Here is a 21,456-nt window from a genome sequence, read left to right as displayed (position 1 = left end):
TCGGTCGAACGACGTCCGGACGGATCGTTGCGATTTAATGCTCACGTTCCGCTTTGGACGAGCCTCGTCGTCATGGCGCTGTTTTTCGCATTCGCTGGCGTATTCAGCTACAGTGCACTGTTTGATGTAGCCGGTCCCGTGCGATACCGCGGTATGGGCCTCGATGTTTCGGTCGATCCATTGGTCTGGCAGGCGCTCTTCCTGCTTGGCGCAATCGGAATGCTTGCCCCGGGAATTTTCATCCTCCTCGGACTGTTGCGCGGCGGCAAACCGAGTGTGAGGCTGGACGACACCACCATAGGACTGTCCGGTCGTCCCATGGCAAACGACGTCACGCTGCGTTGGGACAGCATAACTTCTGTTCAGCGCTTTCGCGTCCAGGGTTTCCCGGCCATTCGGATGAAAACGCAGACGGGCAAAGTCATTCAACTGACGGCACACATCTTCCCGGAGAAGGGAGACTTCGAGGCACTTTGCCAGGAAATTGAGCTTCGGGTGACGCGGTACGGAAAACCGAACAGATGAGCGTGCAGGTGGACATTGCGGGCGTTTTCGTCCGTTCACTTGCTGCGGCGGTGGCTCTGGGTCTTTCCGCATGCGCGGCAGCTCCCATTCCCCCGCCAGCGACCCTTGCTGCCGAACCGTATTATCAAAAGTATGTGTCCGCCCGCGGCGTTCCGATCCTTTCCTCGGATCGCGTGCCTGACGAAGCGCTGCTTGCCGCGCGGGACATGGCGTCGGGAATGCTTTCCCACCGGCCCGATCTTGCCGAGTGGCTTGCCGCGAACGACTACCGCGTTGCGATCATCGCCCAAGAGGAGGCGCTGCTAGATCTCCCAGACAAGGCGCACTGGACGAAGCCCGCCCGTGACGATCCGCGGCTGACCCGGTGCGAACTCAAGCATTACGACGTGCGGATCGGAGCATTGACCGACCGCGCCTATTGGGATGCGCGGGCACGGGGGATCGGCGGGGAGCGGACGGTCGGGTCCGAAGAGGATGTGCTGGGCCTTCCCACAACGCGATATTGGGGTGAGACGATCTTCGTCCACGAGATGGCTCACAACATTCTCTTCGCGATCGAGGCCGTCGATCCGGCACTCTACACCGCGGTAGAAGCGGCCTACGCCAATGCCCTCGCAAATGACCTGTGGCTCAACGAATATGCCACGACGACTATCCAGGAATATTGGGCTGAAGGTACGCAGATATGGTTCAATTCGAACCGGCTCGTGGTGGTGGAGGGACGCCAGATCCTGAACCACTCAGACCTCGAGGGCTATGATCCGAAACTCTACGATGCGCTTGCCGAGGCCTACAGTGACAGCCACCGCCTGAAATCCGACCCCTTCCACATGAGCGATGCCCGCGTGCCCCCGGGGCCGGTGCCGGAGAATACCGCAGAAGTGTGCTAGTCGGCGGCGGGCTCCACGCGCCGGACATCGATGATCGTTACCGGTTCGGCCAGCATCTGGCCCTTCATCCAGCCTTCGCCCTTGTCGGGATCGCGCGGCATGGCGTGGATCGCGTGCACCACATCCATTCCCTCGACCACATAGCCGAAGACTGCGTAACCTGCAGCGGTGTCGGGATCATCGGCATCGGGCTGGGCGTCGAGCCCGGTCTGGTCCTTTATCATGATCGAGAAGTCGCCTGTCGCCGATCCCGGTTCCAGTCGTGCCATCGAAAGGGCGCCGTCAGTGTGGCTCAGGCCGGTTTCATCGGTCGGCTCGTGCACGACGCCGTCCAGTATCCGTTCCGGGTCGTTCTGCGTTCCGCCCTGGATCAGACCATTGGGCGGTTTGCCCCAGTCGAGATGCATTGCGCGGTAGAAAACGGTGCCATCGAAACGGTCTTCGTCCACATAGTGAAGAAAGTTCGCAGCGGTCGCAGGGGCGCGTTCGATCTCGATCTCGGCGGTAATTTCACCAGCGGTGGTCTCGAAAACGACGCGGGTGGTCTCGGCCTCCACCTGTGCGGTGCCATCCTGAGCGGAGGCCGGCGCGCCGACAAGAGCAAGAACGGGCAGGATTCGTAGCAGCATTTCGGAACCATAGCTCCTTCCAGGATCAGATGATATTCGCGATCAGCCCCCTTTCCCGGGCGTCCTCGCTCGACATATACCAGTTCTCCGGCGCCTTCCCGCGTATCTCGTCGAGATCGACATCGGAACCTTCGGCAAGGGACCTGAAGCCTGCCTCCTCGATTGCGATCGATTGTTCAATCTCGTTCAGGGCCGCTTTCAACTGGGCTGTGCAACTGCGAAGCGGCCCGGAAAGAGAAATGGTTCTCTGTATTTGCCTCTCATGCACGAGCAGCGTCGTATCGCGGGTAAGGAACCGGCATTCCACAGGGAAACCGGCCATGAATGTGGCTCCTGCCGAATAGACCGCTGCCTTGCCCAGGAAATAGATCGTTCGGCCAGCTTCGCGCAGCAGCCGGACATCGTCCGCCATGGCCCGCGCAATTTCGGGATTTCCGCCGAGAGTGGTGAGGGCGATTACCAAGGGACCGTCGCTCGGAGCCGCATTGAGCTGGTTGCGAAATTCGGCGTACATGGCTTCGTCCACGCTCCCCATCAGCCGGAGTTGGGGTGCGGTAAGCACATTGTTGCGGTCAGTGTCGTCCATCGGTCATCCCTGATACTCTCGTCGAAGTCTCCTTGCAGTGTTCGGGCAACCCTGTTGTTCCTGAACAATCATTCATCCCGGCTTAATGTTTACAGACGTAGTCGATGTGTCTACAGACGTAATCGTACGAACAGAGCCAGCCAGGGAGCGAGTCGAGATGGCGCAGAAAAAGCTGGGACCCGGCGATCGTATCAGCGAAGCCGAACATGCAGTTATGGAAGCGCTGTGGGAGGAAAACCCGTTGGCTGCGGCCGAAGTCTGCGAGCGGGTTTGCACCGCAAACGACTGGTCGATCGCGACCGTGAAGACGCTCCTCAGCCGTCTCGTCGCAAAGGGCGCCCTCGGTACCGAGCCGGACGGCCGAAAGTTTCTGTATCGCCCGCTGGTGGAGCGTGACGAATATGTCGGCGGGGAAAGCCGCCGTCTCGTCGATCGGTTGTTCGGAGGACGGGCCGCGCCGCTGTTTGCCCACCTGGCCGAGAACGAGGCGCTGACCGACGATGACCTCGAGGAAATCGAAGCGCTTCTGCGGGAGATGCGCAAATGATCGATATATTACAGCAGGTCTGGGACCTGTTCCTGTTCGACACCCTTTTGTGGACCGGCGCATTGATCGCCTTGGTCATGGTGCTGCGGCGACCTGTTGCCCGCCATTTCGGCGCCGGCGCTGCCTATGCGCTGTGGTTCCTTCCGCTGGCCCGATTGATCGTTCCTCCCTTCACCTTGCCCAGCTGGATGCGCCCTGAAGGTCAGGTGTCACCCGTGACCGACCCCGCACTCGTTCCTGCAGTGGACGTCGCTTTCGCTCCAGTGGTCCAGCCAGACCTGGCCGAGCCAGTCGTCCTCATGGCAAGTGAGCAGCCGGTAGATTTTCTCACCCCGCTGCTCCTGCTTTGGCTGGGCGGCGCATTGATCATGCTGGTGCGCCGCTTCTGGCTCTATTTCGAGCTTCGCCGCGAACTGCTTCTGGACGCGCGGCCGGTTGGCGAGGTCGGCTCGATCCGGCTGATCGAAACGCCTGCGATTTCCGGTCCGATGGCTTTCGGGGTCATCGACCGCGTCGTCGCTCTTCCGGATGGCTTCATGGCAAGCCGCGAGCGATGCCAGAGGGACCTCGCTATCGAGCATGAGCTTGCCCATCACCGCGGGGGGGATCTTCTGGTCAACATGGCCGTGCAGCCGCTGTTCGCGATCCACTGGTTCAACCCGCTGGGTTGGCTGGGATGGCACGCACTGCGGCGCGATCAGGAAGCCTATTGCGACGCCCGCGTCGTGGCTGCCCGCCCGCGGGAAGAACGCGCTGCCTATGCAGGTATCATAGCTGATTTCGCTCGCCGTCCCGCGATTGCGCCGCGCCCCGCGCTGGCCGCGCCGATGGCCTGTCCGGTTTTGGGGGACAAGTCGATAATCCACCGATTGAGGAGCTTATCCATGTCCGATATTTCACCGCGCCGCCGCCTGACCGGGCGCGCCGCGATTGCCACTGCTTTTCTGACCGTGCCGCTCACTGCTTCCATCGTTTATGCCGAGGATGCCCCGCGCGTTCTTGCGGCAGCGGCTCAGGCCGCAGAGGTGGAGGAATGGACTGCTGCCGAAGTCCGCCAGGAAGAGACTACGCCCGAGGTCCAGATCGACCGGCAGTTCGATGAGGCCGAGCGCGAATTTGCCGATGCGGAACGCGGGTTCGACGAGGACGAGCGCGAGATTGTCGAAATCGAGCGTGAGATCGAAGCCGGCGAGGATCGTAAGATCGTCAAACGCAAGATCCGCTACAACGGGATGGATTGGAGCGAGATGAGCGAAGCCGACCGCGCCAAGTTCCGCGAGGAAATGTCCGAGCTTCGCCAGAAATTCGGGGAGAATGGCGAACTGCGCGAGGAAATGCGCGAACTCCGCCGCCAGTTCGGCGAAAACGGAGAAATGCGCCGCGAAATCCGGCTTGCCGTTGCCGAGGCGCAGGCAGGTGCGGCGCATGCACGCGCCATGGCTCCGCAAGTCGTCGTATCCTGCAAGGACGAATACTCGCCCGTTTCCTCCCGGACCGATGCCGACGGCAAGACAACCCTGTTCGTTTGCGAAACTGCGGGCGACAAGATTGCTCTGCGCGCCATCAAGCAAGCGCGCGCGACCATCGCGAGCGAGCAATCACTTTCGGCCGAAGAGCGCGCTGAAGCGCTGCGCTCGCTCGATGAGGAAGTCGCCGAGATGGAACGGGCAAACTGACGCGGCACTCCTAGGCTGCGCCACCGAGGGCGGGTTTCCCGATGGGGAAGCCCGCCTTTCTCAACTCAGATTGGTGTACTCATCGCACACGCTATCGTCGCCGCGCAAACCCGCGCGCAGGGCTTCGCTGCGCTGGGCGCTGGTTCCGTGGGTGAAGTTCTCTGCCGATACGCGGCCCTGCGTCAGGCGATCATCGCCGATCGCGGACGCCGCCTGCATGCCTTCCTCGATATCGCCGGGTTCGATCAGGTTGCGGTTCCTGCCGGCCCAGACTCCGGCATAGCAATCGGCCTGCAATTCCATGCGGACCTGCAACTGGTTGCCCTGCGTTTGGCCGACCTGTCCCTGAACGCTGCGGATCTGATCGGATACTCCGGTGATCGTCTGGATGTGATGGCCGTATTCATGCGCGAGGACATAATAGCGCGCGAAGTCGCCGCTGTTGCCCGACATGCGGGCGAGCTGGTCGTAAAAGCTGGTGTCGATATAGATCGTCTGGTCGCCCGGGCAGTAGAACGGCCCCATGGACGAACTCCCCGATCCGCAGGCCGTACGCACCGAGCCACTATACAGATCGAGCGTAGGCTGCTGGAAGCGATCGCCCAGACCCTGTTCCTCGAAAGCACGCGCCCAGGTGCTGTTGAGCGAATCCAGCCCGTTGCAGGCCTCCCGGGCATAGGCGCTTGAACTGCAGATCGCTTGCTCATCGGTATTCGCAGGGCCCGCTTGCTGGGTGCCCTGCTGGACGCTCTCGACCGTCGCTGCGGTTTGAAACGGATCGAGACCGAATACGAAATAACCCAGCGCAGCAATAACGATGGTGCCGCAACCCAGGCCCCCTGCTTTTCCGACACCACCTCCGCTACTCGAACGAACGTTGATATTGCCGGTGTCGAACGGATTGAGACGCATCCTACTCCCCTTTGGATTGGCCGCTTTACACTAGGCTCACGGTGCGCAATGGCCGCTTCGATTGTAGCCGTAACGCTCGGAGGGCCAAATGTTTCTTGAAGGTAAGCGCGCACTTGTCACCGGATCCACCAGCGGCATCGGTCTCGCTATCGCTCGGGCGCTGAGTGCCGAAGGGGCCGAGGTGATCCTCAATGGCTTCGGCGACGAGGGGGAAGTTGCCCGGCTCTGCGAGGAACTCGGGGCCAGCCATTCCGGTGCCGACCTGACCGACGCCGCACAGATCGAAACGATGATGGCAGACGCTGGGGAAGTGGACATCCTCGTCAACAACGCTGGCATGCAGCATGTTTCGCCGGTCGAGGATTTCCCGGTCGACAAATGGGATACGATCATCGCGCTCAACCTCACCGCCGCGTTCCACACAACGCGGCTTGTCGTGCCGGGAATGAAGGCAAAGGGCTGGGGACGCATCATCAACACCGCCAGCGCGCATTCCAAGGTCGCGAGCCCTTTCAAGAGTGCCTACAATTCGGCCAAGCACGGTCTCGACGGTTTCACCAAGACCATTGCGCTGGAACTGGCCGAGCACGGCGTTACCGCCAATTGCATCAGTCCGGGCTATGTCTGGACCCCGCTGGTCGAAAACCAGATTCCCGACACGATGAAAGCCCGCGGCCTCACCCGCGAACAGGTGATCAACGATATTCTGCTGGCGAAGCAGCCGACCAAGAAATTCGTCCAGCCGGAGGAGCTTGGAGCGCTGGCGGTGTTCCTGTGCCGCAAGGAAGCGCAGAACGTAAACGGCGCGAACTGGAGCGTCGACGGCGGTTGGACCGCAGATTGAGAATGTCTCCTGCGGCTTTTTGGGCGGGCTGAATGATATTGGGGAAGGGGCACTAGCTAGATTCACAATCCGTCGTTACATGGGCCGCCACATTCCCCCCGGCAGGCGATTCTCATAGTGGCACATCTCGACATCCCCCTTGGCCTTACTTTCGACGATGTTTTGTTGCGTCCGGCCGAGAGCGATATCCTGCCTTCGATGGCGAACACGGCCACGCGGCTGACGCGCGATATCCAGCTTCACATCCCGGTCGTCTCTTCGGCAATGGACACAGTGACCGAAGCGGACATGGCCATCGCCATGGCGCAGCTCGGCGGGATCGGCGTGCTGCACCGCAATTTCGAGGTCGAAGATCAGGTCGCTGCCGTGCGGGCGGTGAAGCGCTATGAAAGCGGCATGGTGGTCAACCCGATCACCGTCCACCCCGATGCAACGCTCGGCGATGCGCAGCAGATCATGACCGCCAACCGCATCAGCGGCATCCCCGTGACGGATCGCGGCGGCAAGCTGGTCGGCATCCTCACCAACCGCGACGTTCGCTTTGCTGAGAACCCGCGCCAGCCGGTGAGCGAGCTGATGACCACCGACAACCTCGCCACCGTGCCACTGGGCACCGGGCAGGAAGAGGCCCGGCGGATGCTCCACCAGCGGCGGATCGAGAAGCTGCTTGTCGTCGATGACGACGGGCGCTGCGTCGGTCTGATCACGGTCAAGGATATCGAGAAGGCGGTGGCCTATCCCAGTGCGACCAAGGATGCGACCGGGCGGCTGCGCGTTGCCGCCGCCACGACCGTGGGCGACAAGGGGTTCGAGCGTACCGAGGCGCTGATCGATGCCGAGGTCGATGTAATCGTGATCGACACCGCGCATGGCCACAATATGGAAGTCGCCAAGGCGGTAGAGCGGGTGAAGAAGCTCTCCAACAGCGTGCAGGTCATCGCTGGCAATGTCGCGACGGGCGAAGCGACCAAGGTCCTGTGCGGTGCAGGCGCAGATGCCGTGAAGGTCGGCATAGGTCCGGGCTCCATCTGCACCACGCGCGTGGTCGCGGGCGTTGGCGTGCCGCAGCTGACCGCGATCATGGACAGCGTCGAGGAGGCCGAGAAGGCTGGTGTTCCGGTGATCGGAGATGGCGGCCTGCGCACCAGCGGAGATGCCGCGAAGGCTTTGGCGGCAGGTGCTTCGACCATCATGGTCGGCTCGATGCTCGCCGGGACCGAGGAGGCACCGGGGGAAACCTTCATCTATCAGGGCCGCAGCTACAAGGCCTATCGCGGCATGGGCAGCGTGGGCGCAATGGCCCGCGGTTCTGCGGATCGCTATTTCCAGGCCGATGTCTCGCAGCAGAAGCTGGTGCCTGAAGGGATCGAGGGGCAGGTGCCATTCAAGGGCCCGGCCAGTGCGGTGATTCATCAACTCGTCGGCGGGATCAAGGCGGCCATGGGATATACTGGCAGCGCCACGATCGAGGACCTCCGAAAGAACGCGAAATTCGTGCGCATCACCAATGCCGGCCTCACCGAAAGCCACGTCCACGATGTCGCGATCACGCGCGAGGCACCGAACTATCCGACGCGCTGAGCCATGACGCCCGCCGCGCGCGTCCAGACATCGATCGAACTGCTCGATGCGATAATCGCCTCGGCCATGGCGAAAGGCGCGCCTGCCGATCGCATCCTCGCCGAGTGGTTTCGCAACAATCGCTTCGCGGGTTCGAAGGATCGCCGCGCAATCCGCGAACTGGTTTACGCAGCCATTCGTGCGTGCGGGCCCATCCCTCGGACCGGGCGGAGCGCGATGCTTCGGTTGGCACAAACGGACGCGAATATCGCGCCCCTGTTCGATGGTTCCAACTATGGACCCGCTCAGATTGAGCATGGGGAGGAGGCCGCAGAAGGCGGCATAGCGCCCCGGTGGCTGGTCCGGAAACTTGCCGGTTCGGACATCGAAGGTCCCGAAGCGGATGCACTTTTGGGCCGCGCGCCGCTGGACCTCCGCGTCAATACGCTCAAGGCCGAACGCGCCACGCTTTCACTGCCGGTAGAAACGTCACACACCCATGCGCCGCACGGCCTGAGGCTCGAGGCGGGCACACAGGTCGAGCAGTGGGCCGAATGGCGCGAAGGCAAGGTGGAAGTACAGGACACCGGATCCCAGCTGGCCTGCCTCGCGGTCCGCGCGCAGCCTGGCGAGACGGTCATCGATCTGTGCGCCGGGGGAGGGGGCAAAACCCTCGCATTGGCGGCGGCGATGGACAATCTCGGGCAGCTGATAGCTTCGGATACCGATCGCAACCGACTCTCGCGCCTTGCTCCGCGAGCCGAACGAGCGGGTGCGACGAACATCGAAACGCGCTTGCTCGATCCGAAGCGGGAGTTCGAGCTACTCGCCGATCTTGAGGGGCAGGCCGATGCGGTCATGGTGGATGCACCATGTTCCGGAACAGGAACCTGGCGGCGCAATCCAGAGGCGCGGTGGCGGCTTGATGAGGGCGAATTGGCGAAACTTACCGCATTGCAGGCGGAACTTATCGATCTTGCGGCAAGGCTAGTAAAGCCCGGCGGAAGGCTGATTTACGTCACCTGCTCGCTTCTGGACGAGGAAGGCGCGGGGCAATTCGCATCCTTCCTCGGGAGGAATAAGGCATTCTCTGCGCAGGATATTTCCCTGCCCGCTGGCCGCAAACGCGGGAACGGCATCCGCCTCACTCCGTATCATGAGGGTACGGACGGATTTTTCATCGCCCGTGCAGCTAGATCGTGTTAGCTTCCGGTTTATGGCTCACAACCAGCCTTCCGCGACACGTTCCTTCACGGAGACCTTAATGCGTTTTGCCCCCGCCGCCGCCGCCTTGTCATTGGCTCTTGCCATGACCGCCAGCGTAAGTGTGGGGCAGGAACGCGATCCCGATCCCCGTGCTGGCATGCTGATCGCCGAAGGTCAGGCGGCCCTGCGCACCGGAGATACGCAGGCTGCGATCGATGCCTATGAGGCCGCGCTTGCGGTGGACCCGGGCTACACGCCGATCTTCCTTCATCTTGCCGAAGCCGCGCGTGCAGATGAACTGCAAGGGAAGGCTATCAGCTATTATCGTGAGGCGCTTGCCCGCGATCCTAACAACCTTTCCGCCATCGCGGGGGAGGGAGAGGCGCTGGCAGAGAAGGGTGCGATCGAACGGGCGCGGCTCAACCTCGCCAAGGTTCAGTCGCTATGCGGCGATAGCTGCCCTGAAACGCGCGAACTGGCCGCTGCGATTGCCGCAGGTCCGCATACCCCGGTGATGACTGCAGAGGCGAGCGTCGAGCCGCAACCGCAAGCGAACTGATCATCAGACCAGGTCACGAAACTCTTCGAGAACAGCGCGGTAGACGCGTTTCTTGAAAGGAACTATCAGGTCAGGCAACTGATCGGGATCGACCCATTTCCAGTCGCAGAATTCGGGCGGGTCATGCGCGTCGAGGTCGATATCCTCGTCGGCGCCGGAGAAGCGCCCGAGAAACCAGACCTGTTCCTGCCCGCGATATCTGCCGCCCCATAGCTTCCCCATGAGTTCTTCGGGCAGGTCGTAACGGATCGGTTCGCTGGACTGCTGGATCAGTGTGACGTGTTCCGCCTTCGTCCCCGTTTCCTCGGCCAGTTCGCGCAAGGCGGCTTCTTTCAGGTCTTCGCCCTCGTCGACGCCGCCCTGGGGCATCTGCCACCAGTCGCCTTCCTTGTTGTCGATCCGCCGACCGACGAAGACGCGTCCTTCGGCATTCACGAGCATCACGCCGACACAGGGCCGGTATCCCAATTCATTCACCTGTAACGCTCCACCATCAATTCGACTGCGTCGAGAAAGGCTCCAAGATCCTTCTGCCCGCTCGGCATCGCCTTCCTAAGCGTCGTGAAGCCGTGAATGATCCCGGGAAATTCCAGATAGACCACCTCGGTGCCCTGCTGGACGAGATGGGCCGCATATTCCCGGCCAGAATCGCGCAATGGGTCGAGGCCCGCGGTGCAAACGACCGTCGGCGGGGTGTTCGAGCAATCACCGACCATGGGCGTGTGGCGGGGATCGCTGGCATCGCCTGCATATTGATCGGTGAACCATGCCATGCTCGCTGCGGTCAGCAGGAAGCCGTCGGCGAAACTGCGAAAGCTCGAATGCTGCGTCACATCGCTCGCGACCGGATAGATCGGCGCCTGGACGATTACCGGAACGTCGGCGGGCTCGTTCACGAGCTGGTTGGTGGTCACGATGGTGAGATTTCCGCCCGCGCTATCCCCGGTGATGACGAGGCCCGTGATTTCGCGGCCCAGCGCCTCCGGCGAGGATGCAATCCAGCGCGCCGCGGCCTCGCAATCGTCGGGCGCCGCGGGGAAGGGGTGTTCCGGCGCAAGTCGATATTCTACCGAAACTACCGGCAGATCGAGCCGATGCGCGATCTCGGTGCAGAGCGAATTGTAAACTTCGATATCGCCGATCACGAAGCCGCCGCCGTGGATGAAGACGACACATGGACCCGCCTCACGGTTCTCCTTTGCGTCATACAGTCGCAGCGGAATTTCGCCTGCCGGACCGGGGCAGGCCAGGTCCTTGATCACCGCAAGATCGCGCGCGGGCGCCTCGGCGAGCATCCCCAGCGTCCTCATCTGCGTACGACCCTCGACCGCACCGACTTCTTCCACGCCCTTGCCGCCCATCTGTTCGAGCATGTCGAGGAAATTGCGCACATCGTCGCGCACGAAGTGTTCGGTATCGGCCATTGTTCTCTCCCGTGAGTTTCAAAAAGGGACTTAGCGCGTTCGCTTCGCTTTTCCACTCCGCTTTTTCCAGCTAGCAGAGAAACTTCATTGCGAGAGGATTGGGCGGCTCCTAGGTCGCCATTCCGATGAAACAGCGCCGGTGCGCGGCGCGCGACAAGGAATTTGACCGGATGGCAACAGCCTCCACCATGCCGCAGGACGGCATCCCCGCCAGCCCCGACGCCATCGTTGTACGATTTGCCGGCGACTCGGGCGACGGCATGCAGCTGACCGGGGGGCAGTTCACGCTGTCCACCGCACTTGCGGGCAACGATCTGGCGACCTTCCCGGATTTCCCTGCGGAAATTCGCGCGCCGCAGGGTACGCTGTTCGGCGTTTCGGCCTTCCAGATCAATTTCGGCAGCCGCGAAATCAACACGGCGGGTGATGCGCCCGATGTGCTGGTGGCGATGAACCCGGCTGCGCTCAAGGTGAACCTTGCCGCGCTGAAGCCGGGCGGCCTCATCATCGCGGACACGGGCGCCTTCACCAAGCGCAACCTCGACAAGGCGCATTACGATGCCAACCCGCTGGAGGATGGCAGCCTCGCCAAGTTCGATGTGCTCGCCTTCGATATCAGCGAGAAGACGATCGAGGCGGTCAAGCCCTACGGCCTTGGCAACAAGGACGCGCTGCGGTCCAAGAACATGTGGACGCTGGGCCTTGCGCTGTGGATGTTCGATCGTCCGCGCGAACCGATCCATGACTGGCTGAAGGGCAAGTTCAGGTCGAAGCCTGATATTGCCGATGCCAATATCGCCGCGCTCGATGCCGGCCATGCCTATGGCGAAACGGCGGAACTCGCCGGGCCGCTGAAACAGGTCCATGTCGATCCGGTGCCAAGCGAACCGGGGCTTTACCGCACGGTCACGGGCGCGGAGGCTGTAAGCCTCGGTCTCGTCGCAGGGGCGCAACTGGCGGAGCTGCCGATGTTCTTCGGCGGCTATCCGATCACCCCTGCCAGCGCGATCCTCCACCACCTCGCGCGGCTCAAGGAATTCGGCGTCACCACGTTCCAGGCGGAAGACGAGATCGCCGCGATCTGCGCCGCCATCGGTGCGAGCTACGCCGGGCAGCTGGGCATCACCAGCTCGTCCGGCCCCGGCATTGCGCTCAAGACAGAGGCGATGGGGCTTGCGATCATGACCGAGCTTCCGCTCGTGATCGTCAATTCGCAGCGCGGCGGACCGTCCACCGGCCTGCCGACCAAGACAGAACAGAGCGACCTTTACCAGGCGGTCTATGGCCGCAACGGCGATGCGCCAATGCCGGTGATCGCGGCGCGCAGCCCCTCGGATGCGTTCGAGGTCGCCATCGAGGCGTGCCGTATCGCCACGCAATACATGACCCCGGTGATGCTGCTGACCGATGGCTATATCGCCAATGCGGCTGAGCCGTGGAAGGTGCCGGACCCGGATGGTTTCGAGCCGTTCCCGGCAAAGTTCCTCGATGTGCCCAACGACGGCGAGAACTTCCTTCCATACAAGCGGGACGAAAAGGGCGCGCGGCCCTGGGTAAAGCCCGGAACGCCGGGAATGATGCACCGTATCGGCGGCATCGAGAAGCACGAGCTGACCGGCAATATCGATTATTCGCCCGACAACCACCAGCGCATGACCGATGCGCGCAAGAACAAGGTGGAGGGCATTGTCGTGCCCGATCAGGAAGTCTGCCTTGGCGAGACTTCGGGCAAGCTGGCCGTGGTTGGCTGGGGCTCGACCTATGGCCCGATCCACCGCGCGGTCGACAATTGCCGCCGCAAGGGCATGGATGTCAGCCAGATCCACGTGCGCCATATCTGGCCGCTGCCGAAAAATCTGGGCGGACTGCTGCGCGGTTACGACCATGTGCTGGTGCCGGAGATGAACACCGGGCAGTTCAAGACTGTCCTGCGCGACCAGTTCCTGGTCGATGCCCAGCCGCTCACCAAGACCAGCGGCCAGCCGTTCCAGATCGCGGAACTGGAAGCCGAGATCGGCAAGTTCTTTGACGGCATTGCTGGCAATGAAGGTGGCCAGGTTCCTGCCAACGACCAGCAGCTTCCGAGTACTGATGGGGGTGCAAAATAATGAGAAATATTCTCGTAGCCGCGCTTTTGCTAATTCCAGCCACGGGCGCTCATGCGCAAGAGTATGGCCGGGTCGCCTTGTCGGCACCTCTCCCGGAAACTCTGCTTGGAAACACCTGCACCGCCCACGACCTAGGGGAAGTACGGTCTCTGGTTTGCTTGAGCGACAATATGTTCGAAAAGGCGTCAGTCGGCGTCACGCTTGCTCCAGTGAATGAGATGTCACTCGCTGATTTGAAAGATCAAATGCGAGAGACGTTTCACCAAGCGCAAATACGCAAGATTAAGCGAGAGAAGCGGATCAAGCTTGATCACGCGCCTGACGCGATCGTGCTTGAGGGCGTGTACAACACGAATATGGGTCTTCGCCGTACATGGTCTGCATACCACGATGGAGTACTCATCCGTGCGATAGTGACGATACTCACGGAGGATGCCGACGGTGATTTTCGAGATGAAGTTATAGGGGTTATATTCGGCCCGGAACGATTTGCCGCCGCTCCGACTGTGGGTGGGGAGTAAAGCCGATGAATGAAATGACCAAGATCGAAACCACACTCAAGGACTGGGAAACCGACCAGGAGGTTCGCTGGTGCCCGGGTTGCGGGGACTACGCGATCCTGAAAGCCGTGCAGCGGACTCTACCTCAGTTGGGCGCTGATCCAGCAAACACCGTCTTCATCTCGGGCATCGGCTGTTCGAGCCGCTTCCCCTATTACATCGAGAGTTACGGCTTCCACACCATCCACGGCCGCGCACCTGCCTTTGCGACGGGTGTGAAGCTCGCCAATCCGGAACTGGACATCTGGCTGGTGACCGGGGACGGCGATGGCCTCTCCATCGGCGGCAACCATCTGATGCATGTGCTGCGCCGCAACGTGAACATGCAGATCATGCTGTTCAACAACGAGATCTATGGTCTCACCAAGGGCCAGGCGTCTCCCACCAGCCGCGAGGGCACGAAGTCTCCGTCGACGCCCATCGGCAGTTACGACCATCCTGCACGGCCCGCCGCATTTGCGCTGGGCAGCGGTGCGCGCTTCATCGGGCGCGGCTTCGACGTGTCGAAGCACCTGCCTGACGTCCTCAAGGCCGCGCATGCCCACAAGGGCGCAGCTTTCATCGAGATCTTCCAGAACTGCATCGTCTATAACAAGGACGTGTTCGACGATTTTGCCGCGCCGAAGGGTGCGGAGGATCGCCAGCTCTGGCTTGAGAACGGCAAGCCCATGCTGTTCGCCGGGGATAGCAAGGGAATCGCGCTCAATCGCGATAGCCTGAGCCTGGAAGTGGTCGATGTGACCGATGGCGATTGGGAAAGCGCGGGCGTTATCGTGCACGACGTCACCAACCGTTCGGTGGCCCATATGCTGATCGAGATGCCCTTCGGTGCCTTCCCCATGGCGCTCGGCGTGCTCTATGACGATCCCCGCCCGACCTTCGAGGATGCGGTGGTCCAGGAGCGCAAGATGGCCAGCGAAGGCAAGGAAGCCAACCTCGCGAGACTGCTCGGCAAGGGCCAGACATGGACCGTCAGCGGCACCGCGCAGGATCCGGTCTAGTTCGACGCTTTCCTACGCAAGGGCCACAGCCTATCCCCCGGCAGATGAGACCGATTTTCCCTTTGCCGACCGGAGTTCTGCGCCGCCTTGCGCCATGCGATTTTTTTGGCTCTGGACCGGGTAACACCCGGTCCATGTCTCGGCTAATTGTAGGACGGTCCTCGTGGACAATCTGACCCACAGCCTCGTCGGCGCGCTTCTCGGGCAGGCCGGGCTGAAGAAGAAGACCGGGCTCGCGATGCCGGCGCTGATCATCGGGGCGAACCTGCCCGATGTGGATGCGGCATGTTTCTTCTGGCTGGAAGGGGTCGAGCATCTCGGCTTTCGCCGCGGTATCACCCACGGTCCGCCTGCAATGGTGCTCTTGCCGCTGATTCTGGCGGGACTGCTCTACGGTTTCGACCGCTGGCAGACGAGCCGCGGGAAGCGACCCGAGGGCCGGCTGCCGGTCAGTTTCAAATGGCTGTTCCTGCTGAGCTTCATCGGCTGCCTGACCCACCCGGCGCTGGACTGGCTCAACGTCTACGGCATCCGCCTGCTCGAGCCGTTCTCGAGCCAGTGGTTCTACGGCGACACGCTGTTCATCATCGACGTATGGCTCTGGGCGCTGATGGGCTTCGCGACATGGTTCTCGCTCCGGCGGCAGAAGCGGGGCGGGGAGTGGATGCGACCTGCGCGCGTGGCGATTGCGGCGGCGCTGGCGTATATCGGAGTGAATGGAGTGATCACTGCCGCGTATGAGGCGCGCGATCAAGATTTCGTCAGTCAAACCGTTATCGCTAGCCCTGTACCTCTCTCGTTTTGGAAAAGGGAGATGATCCTCGGTCGAAACGGTCGTTACACGATTGTCGATACGGCAATTGAGGGTCGGGATCTCGGACAAACAAGTGCGCGCGATGATGAAAAGTTTATCGAGGCGGTTGGAAATTGTCGACTTCCAGACCTACAAGAAGTGCGACCCGGGAGTGATGATCTGATTGCCTTCCTGTTCTGGTCCCGCGCTCCCTTCGCCGAGCGCGCTCCCGATGGTTCGGTCCTCCTCCGCGATGCGCGTTTCTACGACCCTCGCGCCCGCGATCGGTTCACGGTCGCACTACCCGATGTGCCATGTGAGCCGCTGCCGATTCCGAGTGAACTTTGAGTGACCTTTGGCGGAAATCGGCACTCAATGCGTTCCGGGATCCAGCGTCTTCGCCATATCTCTGTCCGCCGCTGCCTTCGCCGGCGCATAAAGCAGCGCCGCCGCGAGGAAAGCCCAGCCAGCGCCGCCCAGCCAACCCGCCGTCACATCGCTCGGGAAGTGCACGCCCAGCATCACGCGGCTCCAGGCGACCATGGCGCTCAGCACCATCGCCGCACCGATGATCGTGTAGCGCACCGAATGGCGCCTGCTCAGCGCGGCGAAGGCGATGGCCATGGCGATGTAAACCACCGCTGCGTTGAAGCTGTGGCCGGAAGGGAAGCTCTCGCCGCCGGCCTCCATCAGATGCGGGACGATCTGCGGCCGCTCGCGCCCGACCAGCAGCTTGACGCCGGTGTTGGCGATCCAGCCGCCCGCTACTGTTATCGCGAACAGCACCGCCTCGCGTCGCAGTTTCAGGAACAGCAGCGCGACCACTGCGCCGATGGCGAAAAGGTTACGGAGGAACACGCCGCCGAGAGCGGTGGTGTCGCGGACGATCTCGATCAGCAGGTGGGAGCCGGCAAAATCTCGCGCATCTCCGGTGCGGGCCGCGAGCAGGCCCCAGTCATCGAACCCGCCGGTGCGCCCGGAAAGGACGAGCCAGACCAGCAGCGCAAAGCCCGCCCAGCAGACCGCGGCGGCAATCAGTGCCTTCCTGCGGTTGATGGTAAAGCCGCGCTCTGGCAGGCGAACAGCTTCGGCAGGAAGGTGATGCGGATCGTGAATGATGTCGTCCATGAGATGGGGAACAAGCCGATGTTCGCTTGTGTTCCTGCCACATGAGTTCCCCCCAGATAGTCTGGCTGCGGCGCGACCTGCGCATGGCCGACCAGCCCGCCATCCATGCCGCCGCAAAGGCAGGGCCCGTAATCCCGGTCTATGTGCTTGATGACGAGCGTGCAGGCGACCATGCCTATGGCGGCGCGTCGAAGGTGTGGCTGCACCACTCGCTGGACAACCTCGGCAGGTCGCTGGGCAGCCGCCGCTCGCAGATCGTCTTGCGCAAAGGCGATGCACCGCAGGTCCTCGCGGCCGTAGCGCATGAGGTTGGCGCAGGCTGCATCCACGCGATCCGTCATTACGAACCGTGGTGGAAGGAAGCCGAAGACGAACTGAAGGATGCGCTGGGCGATGCTTGCAAGCTACGCCTCTATGACGGTAATTACCTGCTGCCACCCGGTTCGGTGACCACGGGATCCGGCGATCCCTACAAGATTTATACTCCCTTTTCGAAGGCGATGCTGGAGGTGATGCCGCCCCGCGACGTGATCAGCGAACCGGAGACGATCTCCTCGCCCGATAGCTGGCCCGAAAGCGATGAGCTTGCGGACTGGAACCTGCTCCCGACCAAGCCGGATTGGGCGGGCGGTATCCGCGACTTCTGGGAATTCGGTGAGGCCGCTGCGCATGAGCGTCTGGAATGGTGGACCGACGAGGTCGCCGACTACGACGAGGGACGCAATCTCCCGTCACAGGACATCACCTCGCGGCTGTCACCCCATCTTCACTGGGGCGAGATCAGCCCCGCACAGGTGTGGCACAAGCTCAAGGACAAGCGCTCGCAAGGCTGGCAGACTTTCGCCAAGGAGATCATCTGGCGTGACTATGCGCAGAACGTCATCGACCAGTTCCCCGACTATCCGCGCGAAAGCTACCGCGATTACGATGAGCGCACCTTGTGGCGTAACCCCAATGCCGGACATCTGATCGAGCAAGACCTGGAATGCTGGCAGCGCGGAATGACCGGTTATCCAATCGTCGATGCGGGGATGCGGCAGCTCTGGCAGACAGGATGGATCCACAACCGCGTCCGGATGATCTGCGCCAGCTTTCTGGTGAAACATCTCCTGATCGACTGGCGCCATGGCGAGCAGTGGTATTGGGACTGCCTCGTCGATGCCGATTACGGGAATAACGGCGTCAACTGGCAATGGATTTCCGGCACGGGGGTCGACAGCAACATGTTCAGCCGGATCATGGCTCCGCTCAGCCAGAGCGAGAAGTTCGACGCAGCGGACTATATCCGCACCTACGTTCCCGAGCTGGCCGACCTGGACGACGACTGCATTCACGATCCGCCCGACGCGCAGCGCGGCGAATATCCGGCCAAGATGATCGGGCACAGGGAAGCGCGCGAACGGGCGCTCGAAGCATATCGGGCAAGCAAGCCGTAGCGGACTTGTCGCCTCGCGCGCAGCGCGCCATAGCGCGCCGCATGGACATGCAGACCAGCCAGCGCGGACGCGATCTCGTCGAAGGTTCGAAACCCTTCGCGCGCAAGCCCGGTTGGCTCGCCCGGCTGATCGCTCCGGGGTTCCGCAAGATCCTCGGGAAAATCGATGCTGCACTGACCAGCGGTACGATCCACGGCACCTTGCCCGATGGAAGCCCCTGCGTGCTTGGCGGTCGGGAGCCGGGCTTTGAATGCATCGTCGAACTGCGTAACTACAATGCGCTCGTCCGTCTCGCGAGCAATGGCTCTGTGGGGTGGTATCAGGCGTGGGAGGCGGGTGAGTGGTGGAGTCCCGATCCGGTGCCGCTCTTTGCCTTGTTCATGCAGCATGCGGAGCGTCTCGGCGATACGGCGCGTGCGAAGGGGCCCTTCCGTCATGGGCTGAAACTTGCGCATCTCGTCAATCGCAACACCCACAAGGGCGCTCAAAAGAATATCTCTGCGCATTACGACCTCGGCAATGATTTTTATGAGGCTTGGCTCGATCCGACGATGAGCTATTCCTCTGCACTGGCGGTCTCAGGCGTAGGTCTTGAGGCCGCGCAGAGGCGCAAGTGGGCGGCATTGCGCGACCGGATCGGCGATGTGAACACCGTTCTGGAAATCGGCTGCGGGTGGGGTGCGCTGGCCGATCACCTCCAACGGCAGGGTAGCCATGTCACCGCCATCAGTCTTTCGGAAGAACAACTGGCATGGGCGAGGGCGCACCATTCAGGCGACATCGACTTCCGCAAACAGGACTACCGCGACACCGCAGGACAATATGACGCCATCGTCAGCGTCGAGATGGTCGAGGCGCTGGGCCGTGAGTACTGGCCGACATATATGGATTGTATCGCGCGGAACCTGAAGCAGGGCGGGACTGCTGCAGTGCAGTATATCTCGATGCGTGACGACCTGTTCGACGAATACGCCAAGAGCGCCGATTTCATTCAGGCATATATCTTCCCCGGCGGCCTGCTGATCCGCACCAGCGAATTCCGCCGTCTTGCCGAAGAACGCGGCCTCATCTGGCAGGAACAGAAAGACTTCGGGCTCGACTATGCCGAAACGCTCCGGTTGTGGCGGGAGAACTTCGACCGTGCCGTTGAAGAAGATCACTTGCCGTCGGGATTCGACGACAGCTTCTGCGATTTGTGGCGCTATTACCTCATGTACTGCGAAGGCGGCTTTCGCGGAGGTGGAATTGATGTGCACCAGGTTACACTGGTGAAGGAGGGGAAATGACGATGCGAGCGATACTGGTCTCTGGATTTGTACTGGCACTCACCGGCTGCATGAATGTGGTCGATGCGCCTCAGGTTCCGCGTGCCGTACCAGCGGTTACGCAATCGATGCCGGAAGAAATGGCCAGTCTGGATCCTTCCGACTCGATCCTTTTCTGGAGCGATGAGCGCCGTTCCTCAGCTTTTCGCGATATGGAAGGCCTGTTTCCCGGCCTAGAAGTCGCGCCTGCTCCCATTCCGACCGAGTTGTCGAAGAGCAATCCGCTCGACAGCGCCACTGCTGCTGAGGCACGCCAGTTCATCGCCGAGACGTCTGCAGCCGGCTTGATGGTGCTGAAGGATGGCGAAATCGTCTTCGAGGAGTACGGACTCGGTTTCCAGCCCGATGAGCGCTGGACCAGCTTCTCCGTAGCCAAGAGCTTCACCTCGACACTTCTTGGTGCTGCCATCCAGGACGGAGATATCGAGGGCCTCGATACCCTTGTCACCGATGTGATCCCCGCACTCGCAGGTACCGCATATGAAGGCGTGACCGTCGGCCAGATCGCGACAATGACCTCGGGTGTCGCCTGGAACGAAGATTATACCGACCCGGACAGCGATGTAGCGAAAATGCTGGCCGTTACGCCAGTGGAGGGCGAATCGCAGGCCGTGACCTATGCACGCACACTACAGCGTGAGGCTCCGGCGGGGGAGAAGTGGGTCTACAAGACGCTTGAAACCAATCTCCTTGGCCTCATCGTGGAAGAGGCGACGGGGCAGTCGCTGGCGGCCTATGCTGCAGAGAAGATCGTCGCACCTGCAGGCTTCGAAGGTTCACTTTTCTGGATGCAGGACCTCACCGGCGGCAATATCGGTGGTTGCTGCTTGTCGCTGCGCCTCTCCGACTATGCGCGGTTCGGACAATTCGTGCTGGAAGGCGGAGACGGTGTGGTCCCGCAAGGCTGGTTTGACGAGGCTGGCGCACCCGTGGTGGGGTTCGGGCCGCAGGCTCCCGGCTTCGGATACGGCTACCAATGGTGGGCCTTTCCAGAAGGCAACTACGGCGCTCAGGGTATTTTCGGGCAGGCCATAACGATCGTACCGAGCCAGAATATCGTGGTGGCGGTGGTCAGCAATTGGCCGACTGCGACCAGTTCGGAAAACCGCGCAAAGTTCCGTGAACTGGTGCGCCGCATTTCCTCGGCGACCGATTAGCTCTCCCATTCCAGACGAGTGGTGGCGGTGACTGTCAAAGCGCACCGCCACCGACGACGATCCATCCGGACAAGGTTCAGGCCAGGCCCTTCAGGCCGCCGCCAAAGTTGTCGGTCAAAGCGCCGTGTTCGCGAAAATCAGTAAGGGCGGTAAGTGCCTTGGCCGCTGTACCGTGCGAGGATATTGTCGTGGACGATCGGCGAAAGCAGCTCGTTGAAAGCGCACCCAACCATGCAGTTTTCCCACCACACGACCTGAGCCTGAAGCGACTCCAAGCCCGGCAGCGTGAGCCAGCACATCTGCCCTTCGTGCATTCGGTTGATTGCGGCCGCCGAGAACCCCGAAATCGAGAGGTCATGCACGACGGTTTGGAAAGCACGCCCACCGCTGGCGCGAAGCTGGCCGGGAATGGTGAGCTTGGTCCGCGGCGCGCAGCGATCTTCCTGCGCGACCATCGTATAGCGATCTTGCGTCTGGTAGTTCATGAGCGGCGATCCCTTGCCCTGAGTTCGAGTACCGAAATCACACACCGGAGACGCGCGTGATATTTATCGGAGTGTCGCTGAGCGGGATTAAGGAACTGTCATGGC

At 61.8% G+C, this 21,456-nt stretch carries 22 protein-coding genes; 15 read left to right on the top strand and 7 right to left on the bottom strand.

The genetic code is table 11. The features are described 5' to 3' along the window. Positions 1-72 precede the first annotated feature (72 nt). On the top strand, positions 73-525 hold the full coding sequence (locus GRI69_RS00190; RefSeq protein ID WP_160726325.1) for a hypothetical protein: 453 nt from the start codon (positions 73-75) through the stop codon (positions 523-525). Further along, positions 522-1,415 carry a glycoside hydrolase gene (locus GRI69_RS00185; RefSeq protein WP_237452871.1) on the top strand — a complete coding sequence of 298 codons (894 nt, stop codon included), beginning with the start codon at positions 522-524 and terminating at the stop codon, positions 1,413-1,415. The genes GRI69_RS00190 and GRI69_RS00185 overlap by 4 nt, the downstream gene beginning before the upstream one ends. Here the strand turns inward: GRI69_RS00185 and GRI69_RS00180 are convergent. Together GRI69_RS00180 and GRI69_RS00175 are read right to left on the bottom strand one after the other, a co-directional pair. After that, positions 1,412-2,044 carry a peptidylprolyl isomerase gene (locus GRI69_RS00180; RefSeq protein ID WP_160726324.1) on the bottom strand — a complete coding sequence of 211 codons (633 nt, stop codon included), beginning with the start codon at positions 2,042-2,044 and terminating at the stop codon, positions 1,412-1,414. The two genes, GRI69_RS00185 and GRI69_RS00180, sit on opposite strands and share 4 nt — an antisense overlap. A gap of 25 nt (positions 2,045-2,069) precedes the next feature. Beyond that, positions 2,070-2,630 carry an ATP-dependent Clp protease proteolytic subunit gene (locus GRI69_RS00175; RefSeq protein WP_160726323.1) on the bottom strand — a complete coding sequence of 187 codons (561 nt, stop codon included), beginning with the start codon at positions 2,628-2,630 and terminating at the stop codon, positions 2,070-2,072. Between the two features lie 157 nt (positions 2,631-2,787). Between GRI69_RS00175 and GRI69_RS00170 the strand changes: the two genes are divergently transcribed. Both GRI69_RS00170 and GRI69_RS00165 read left to right on the top strand, forming a co-directional pair. Continuing rightward, positions 2,788-3,177 carry a BlaI/MecI/CopY family transcriptional regulator gene (locus GRI69_RS00170; protein ID WP_160726322.1) on the top strand — a complete coding sequence of 130 codons (390 nt, stop codon included), beginning with the start codon at positions 2,788-2,790 and terminating at the stop codon, positions 3,175-3,177. After that, the gene (locus tag GRI69_RS00165) at positions 3,174-4,853 is read left to right on the top strand and encodes a M56 family metallopeptidase (RefSeq protein ID WP_160726321.1); all 1,680 of its coding nucleotides are present in this window, start codon (positions 3,174-3,176) and stop codon (positions 4,851-4,853) included. The genes GRI69_RS00170 and GRI69_RS00165 overlap by 4 nt, the downstream gene beginning before the upstream one ends. A gap of 60 nt (positions 4,854-4,913) precedes the next feature. Here the strand turns inward: GRI69_RS00165 and ypfJ are convergent, their stop codons facing one another. After that, the gene (gene ypfJ, locus GRI69_RS00160) at positions 4,914-5,765 is read right to left on the bottom strand and encodes a KPN_02809 family neutral zinc metallopeptidase (protein WP_160726320.1); all 852 of its coding nucleotides are present in this window, start codon (positions 5,763-5,765) and stop codon (positions 4,914-4,916) included. Between the two features lie 88 nt (positions 5,766-5,853). On the opposite strand from ypfJ, the gene GRI69_RS00155 reads away from it, so the two are divergent. From GRI69_RS00155 to GRI69_RS00140, 4 genes are all read left to right on the top strand, one after another. Continuing rightward, positions 5,854-6,609 carry a 3-hydroxybutyrate dehydrogenase gene (locus GRI69_RS00155; protein ID WP_160726319.1) on the top strand — a complete coding sequence of 252 codons (756 nt, stop codon included), beginning with the start codon at positions 5,854-5,856 and terminating at the stop codon, positions 6,607-6,609. A gap of 117 nt (positions 6,610-6,726) precedes the next feature. Next, a complete protein-coding gene (gene guaB, locus GRI69_RS00150; RefSeq protein WP_160726318.1) occupies positions 6,727-8,190 on the top strand; it encodes an IMP dehydrogenase in 1,464 nt (487 codons plus the stop codon). 3 nt (positions 8,191-8,193) lie between these two features. Continuing rightward, positions 8,194-9,375 carry an RsmB/NOP family class I SAM-dependent RNA methyltransferase gene (locus tag GRI69_RS00145; protein WP_160726317.1) on the top strand — a complete coding sequence of 394 codons (1,182 nt, stop codon included), beginning with the start codon at positions 8,194-8,196 and terminating at the stop codon, positions 9,373-9,375. 58 nt (positions 9,376-9,433) lie between these two features. Then, on the top strand, positions 9,434-9,934 hold the full coding sequence (locus tag GRI69_RS00140) for a tetratricopeptide repeat protein (RefSeq protein WP_160726316.1): 501 nt from the start codon (positions 9,434-9,436) through the stop codon (positions 9,932-9,934). Between the two features lie 3 nt (positions 9,935-9,937). Here GRI69_RS00140 and GRI69_RS00135 read toward each other — a convergent pair whose 3' ends face one another. Further along, positions 9,938-10,375: an RNA pyrophosphohydrolase gene (locus GRI69_RS00135; RefSeq protein WP_237452915.1), complete on the bottom strand. Its 438-nt coding sequence runs from the start codon at positions 10,373-10,375 to the stop codon at positions 9,938-9,940. Between the two features lie 32 nt (positions 10,376-10,407). After that, positions 10,408-11,358, bottom strand: a complete 951-nt coding sequence (locus GRI69_RS00130; protein ID WP_160726314.1) for an alpha/beta hydrolase — start codon at positions 11,356-11,358, stop codon at positions 10,408-10,410. 170 nt (positions 11,359-11,528) lie between these two features. Between GRI69_RS00130 and GRI69_RS00125 the strand changes: the two genes are divergently transcribed. The 4 genes from GRI69_RS00125 to GRI69_RS00110 all read left to right on the top strand — a co-directional run bounded on the left by GRI69_RS00125 (position 11,529) and on the right by GRI69_RS00110 (position 16,168). Next, complete coding sequence (locus GRI69_RS00125) at positions 11,529-13,466, top strand: 2-oxoacid:acceptor oxidoreductase subunit alpha (RefSeq protein ID WP_160726313.1); 1,938 nt, start codon at positions 11,529-11,531, stop codon at positions 13,464-13,466. Next, positions 13,466-13,987 carry a hypothetical protein gene (locus GRI69_RS00120; protein ID WP_160726312.1) on the top strand — a complete coding sequence of 174 codons (522 nt, stop codon included), beginning with the start codon at positions 13,466-13,468 and terminating at the stop codon, positions 13,985-13,987. Before GRI69_RS00125 ends, GRI69_RS00120 begins: the two co-directional genes overlap by 1 nt. Positions 13,988-13,992: 5 nt before the next feature. After that, positions 13,993-15,027 (top strand): 2-oxoacid:ferredoxin oxidoreductase subunit beta, encoded by a 1,035-nt coding sequence (locus GRI69_RS00115; RefSeq protein ID WP_160726311.1) that lies wholly within the window; start codon positions 13,993-13,995, stop codon positions 15,025-15,027. Between the two features lie 163 nt (positions 15,028-15,190). Then, the gene (locus tag GRI69_RS00110) at positions 15,191-16,168 is read left to right on the top strand and encodes a metal-dependent hydrolase (protein WP_160726310.1); all 978 of its coding nucleotides are present in this window, start codon (positions 15,191-15,193) and stop codon (positions 16,166-16,168) included. Between the two features lie 24 nt (positions 16,169-16,192). Here the strand turns inward: GRI69_RS00110 and GRI69_RS00105 are convergent, their stop codons facing one another. Beyond that, the gene (locus tag GRI69_RS00105; protein WP_160726309.1) at positions 16,193-16,948 is read right to left on the bottom strand and encodes a phosphatase PAP2 family protein; all 756 of its coding nucleotides are present in this window, start codon (positions 16,946-16,948) and stop codon (positions 16,193-16,195) included. Positions 16,949-16,989: 41 nt separating this feature from the next. Between GRI69_RS00105 and GRI69_RS00100 the strand changes: the two genes are divergently transcribed. The 3 genes from GRI69_RS00100 to GRI69_RS00090 are packed head-to-tail and all read left to right on the top strand — an operon-like array spanning position 16,990 to position 20,866. Beyond that, positions 16,990-18,384, top strand: a complete 1,395-nt coding sequence (locus GRI69_RS00100; RefSeq protein ID WP_160726308.1) for a cryptochrome/photolyase family protein — start codon at positions 16,990-16,992, stop codon at positions 18,382-18,384. Between the two features lie 41 nt (positions 18,385-18,425). After that, positions 18,426-19,670: an SAM-dependent methyltransferase gene (locus GRI69_RS00095; protein WP_160726307.1), complete on the top strand. Its 1,245-nt coding sequence runs from the start codon at positions 18,426-18,428 to the stop codon at positions 19,668-19,670. Next, positions 19,667-20,866 (top strand): serine hydrolase domain-containing protein, encoded by a 1,200-nt coding sequence (locus GRI69_RS00090; protein WP_237452870.1) that lies wholly within the window; start codon positions 19,667-19,669, stop codon positions 20,864-20,866. Before GRI69_RS00095 ends, GRI69_RS00090 begins: the two co-directional genes overlap by 4 nt. 137 nt (positions 20,867-21,003) lie before the next feature. On the opposite strand, the gene GRI69_RS00085 is transcribed toward GRI69_RS00090, so the two are convergent. Continuing rightward, positions 21,004-21,351 carry a PilZ domain-containing protein gene (locus GRI69_RS00085; protein ID WP_160726306.1) on the bottom strand — a complete coding sequence of 116 codons (348 nt, stop codon included), beginning with the start codon at positions 21,349-21,351 and terminating at the stop codon, positions 21,004-21,006. Between the last annotated feature and the right edge of the window lie 105 nt (positions 21,352-21,456).

This window comes from Qipengyuania vulgaris (genome assembly GCF_009827325.1).
Classification (GTDB): Bacteria; Pseudomonadota; Alphaproteobacteria; order Sphingomonadales; family Sphingomonadaceae; genus Qipengyuania; species Qipengyuania vulgaris.
The sequence above is the reverse complement of the archived record's forward strand: the minus strand, read 5'-3'. Positions and strand labels throughout refer to the sequence as shown.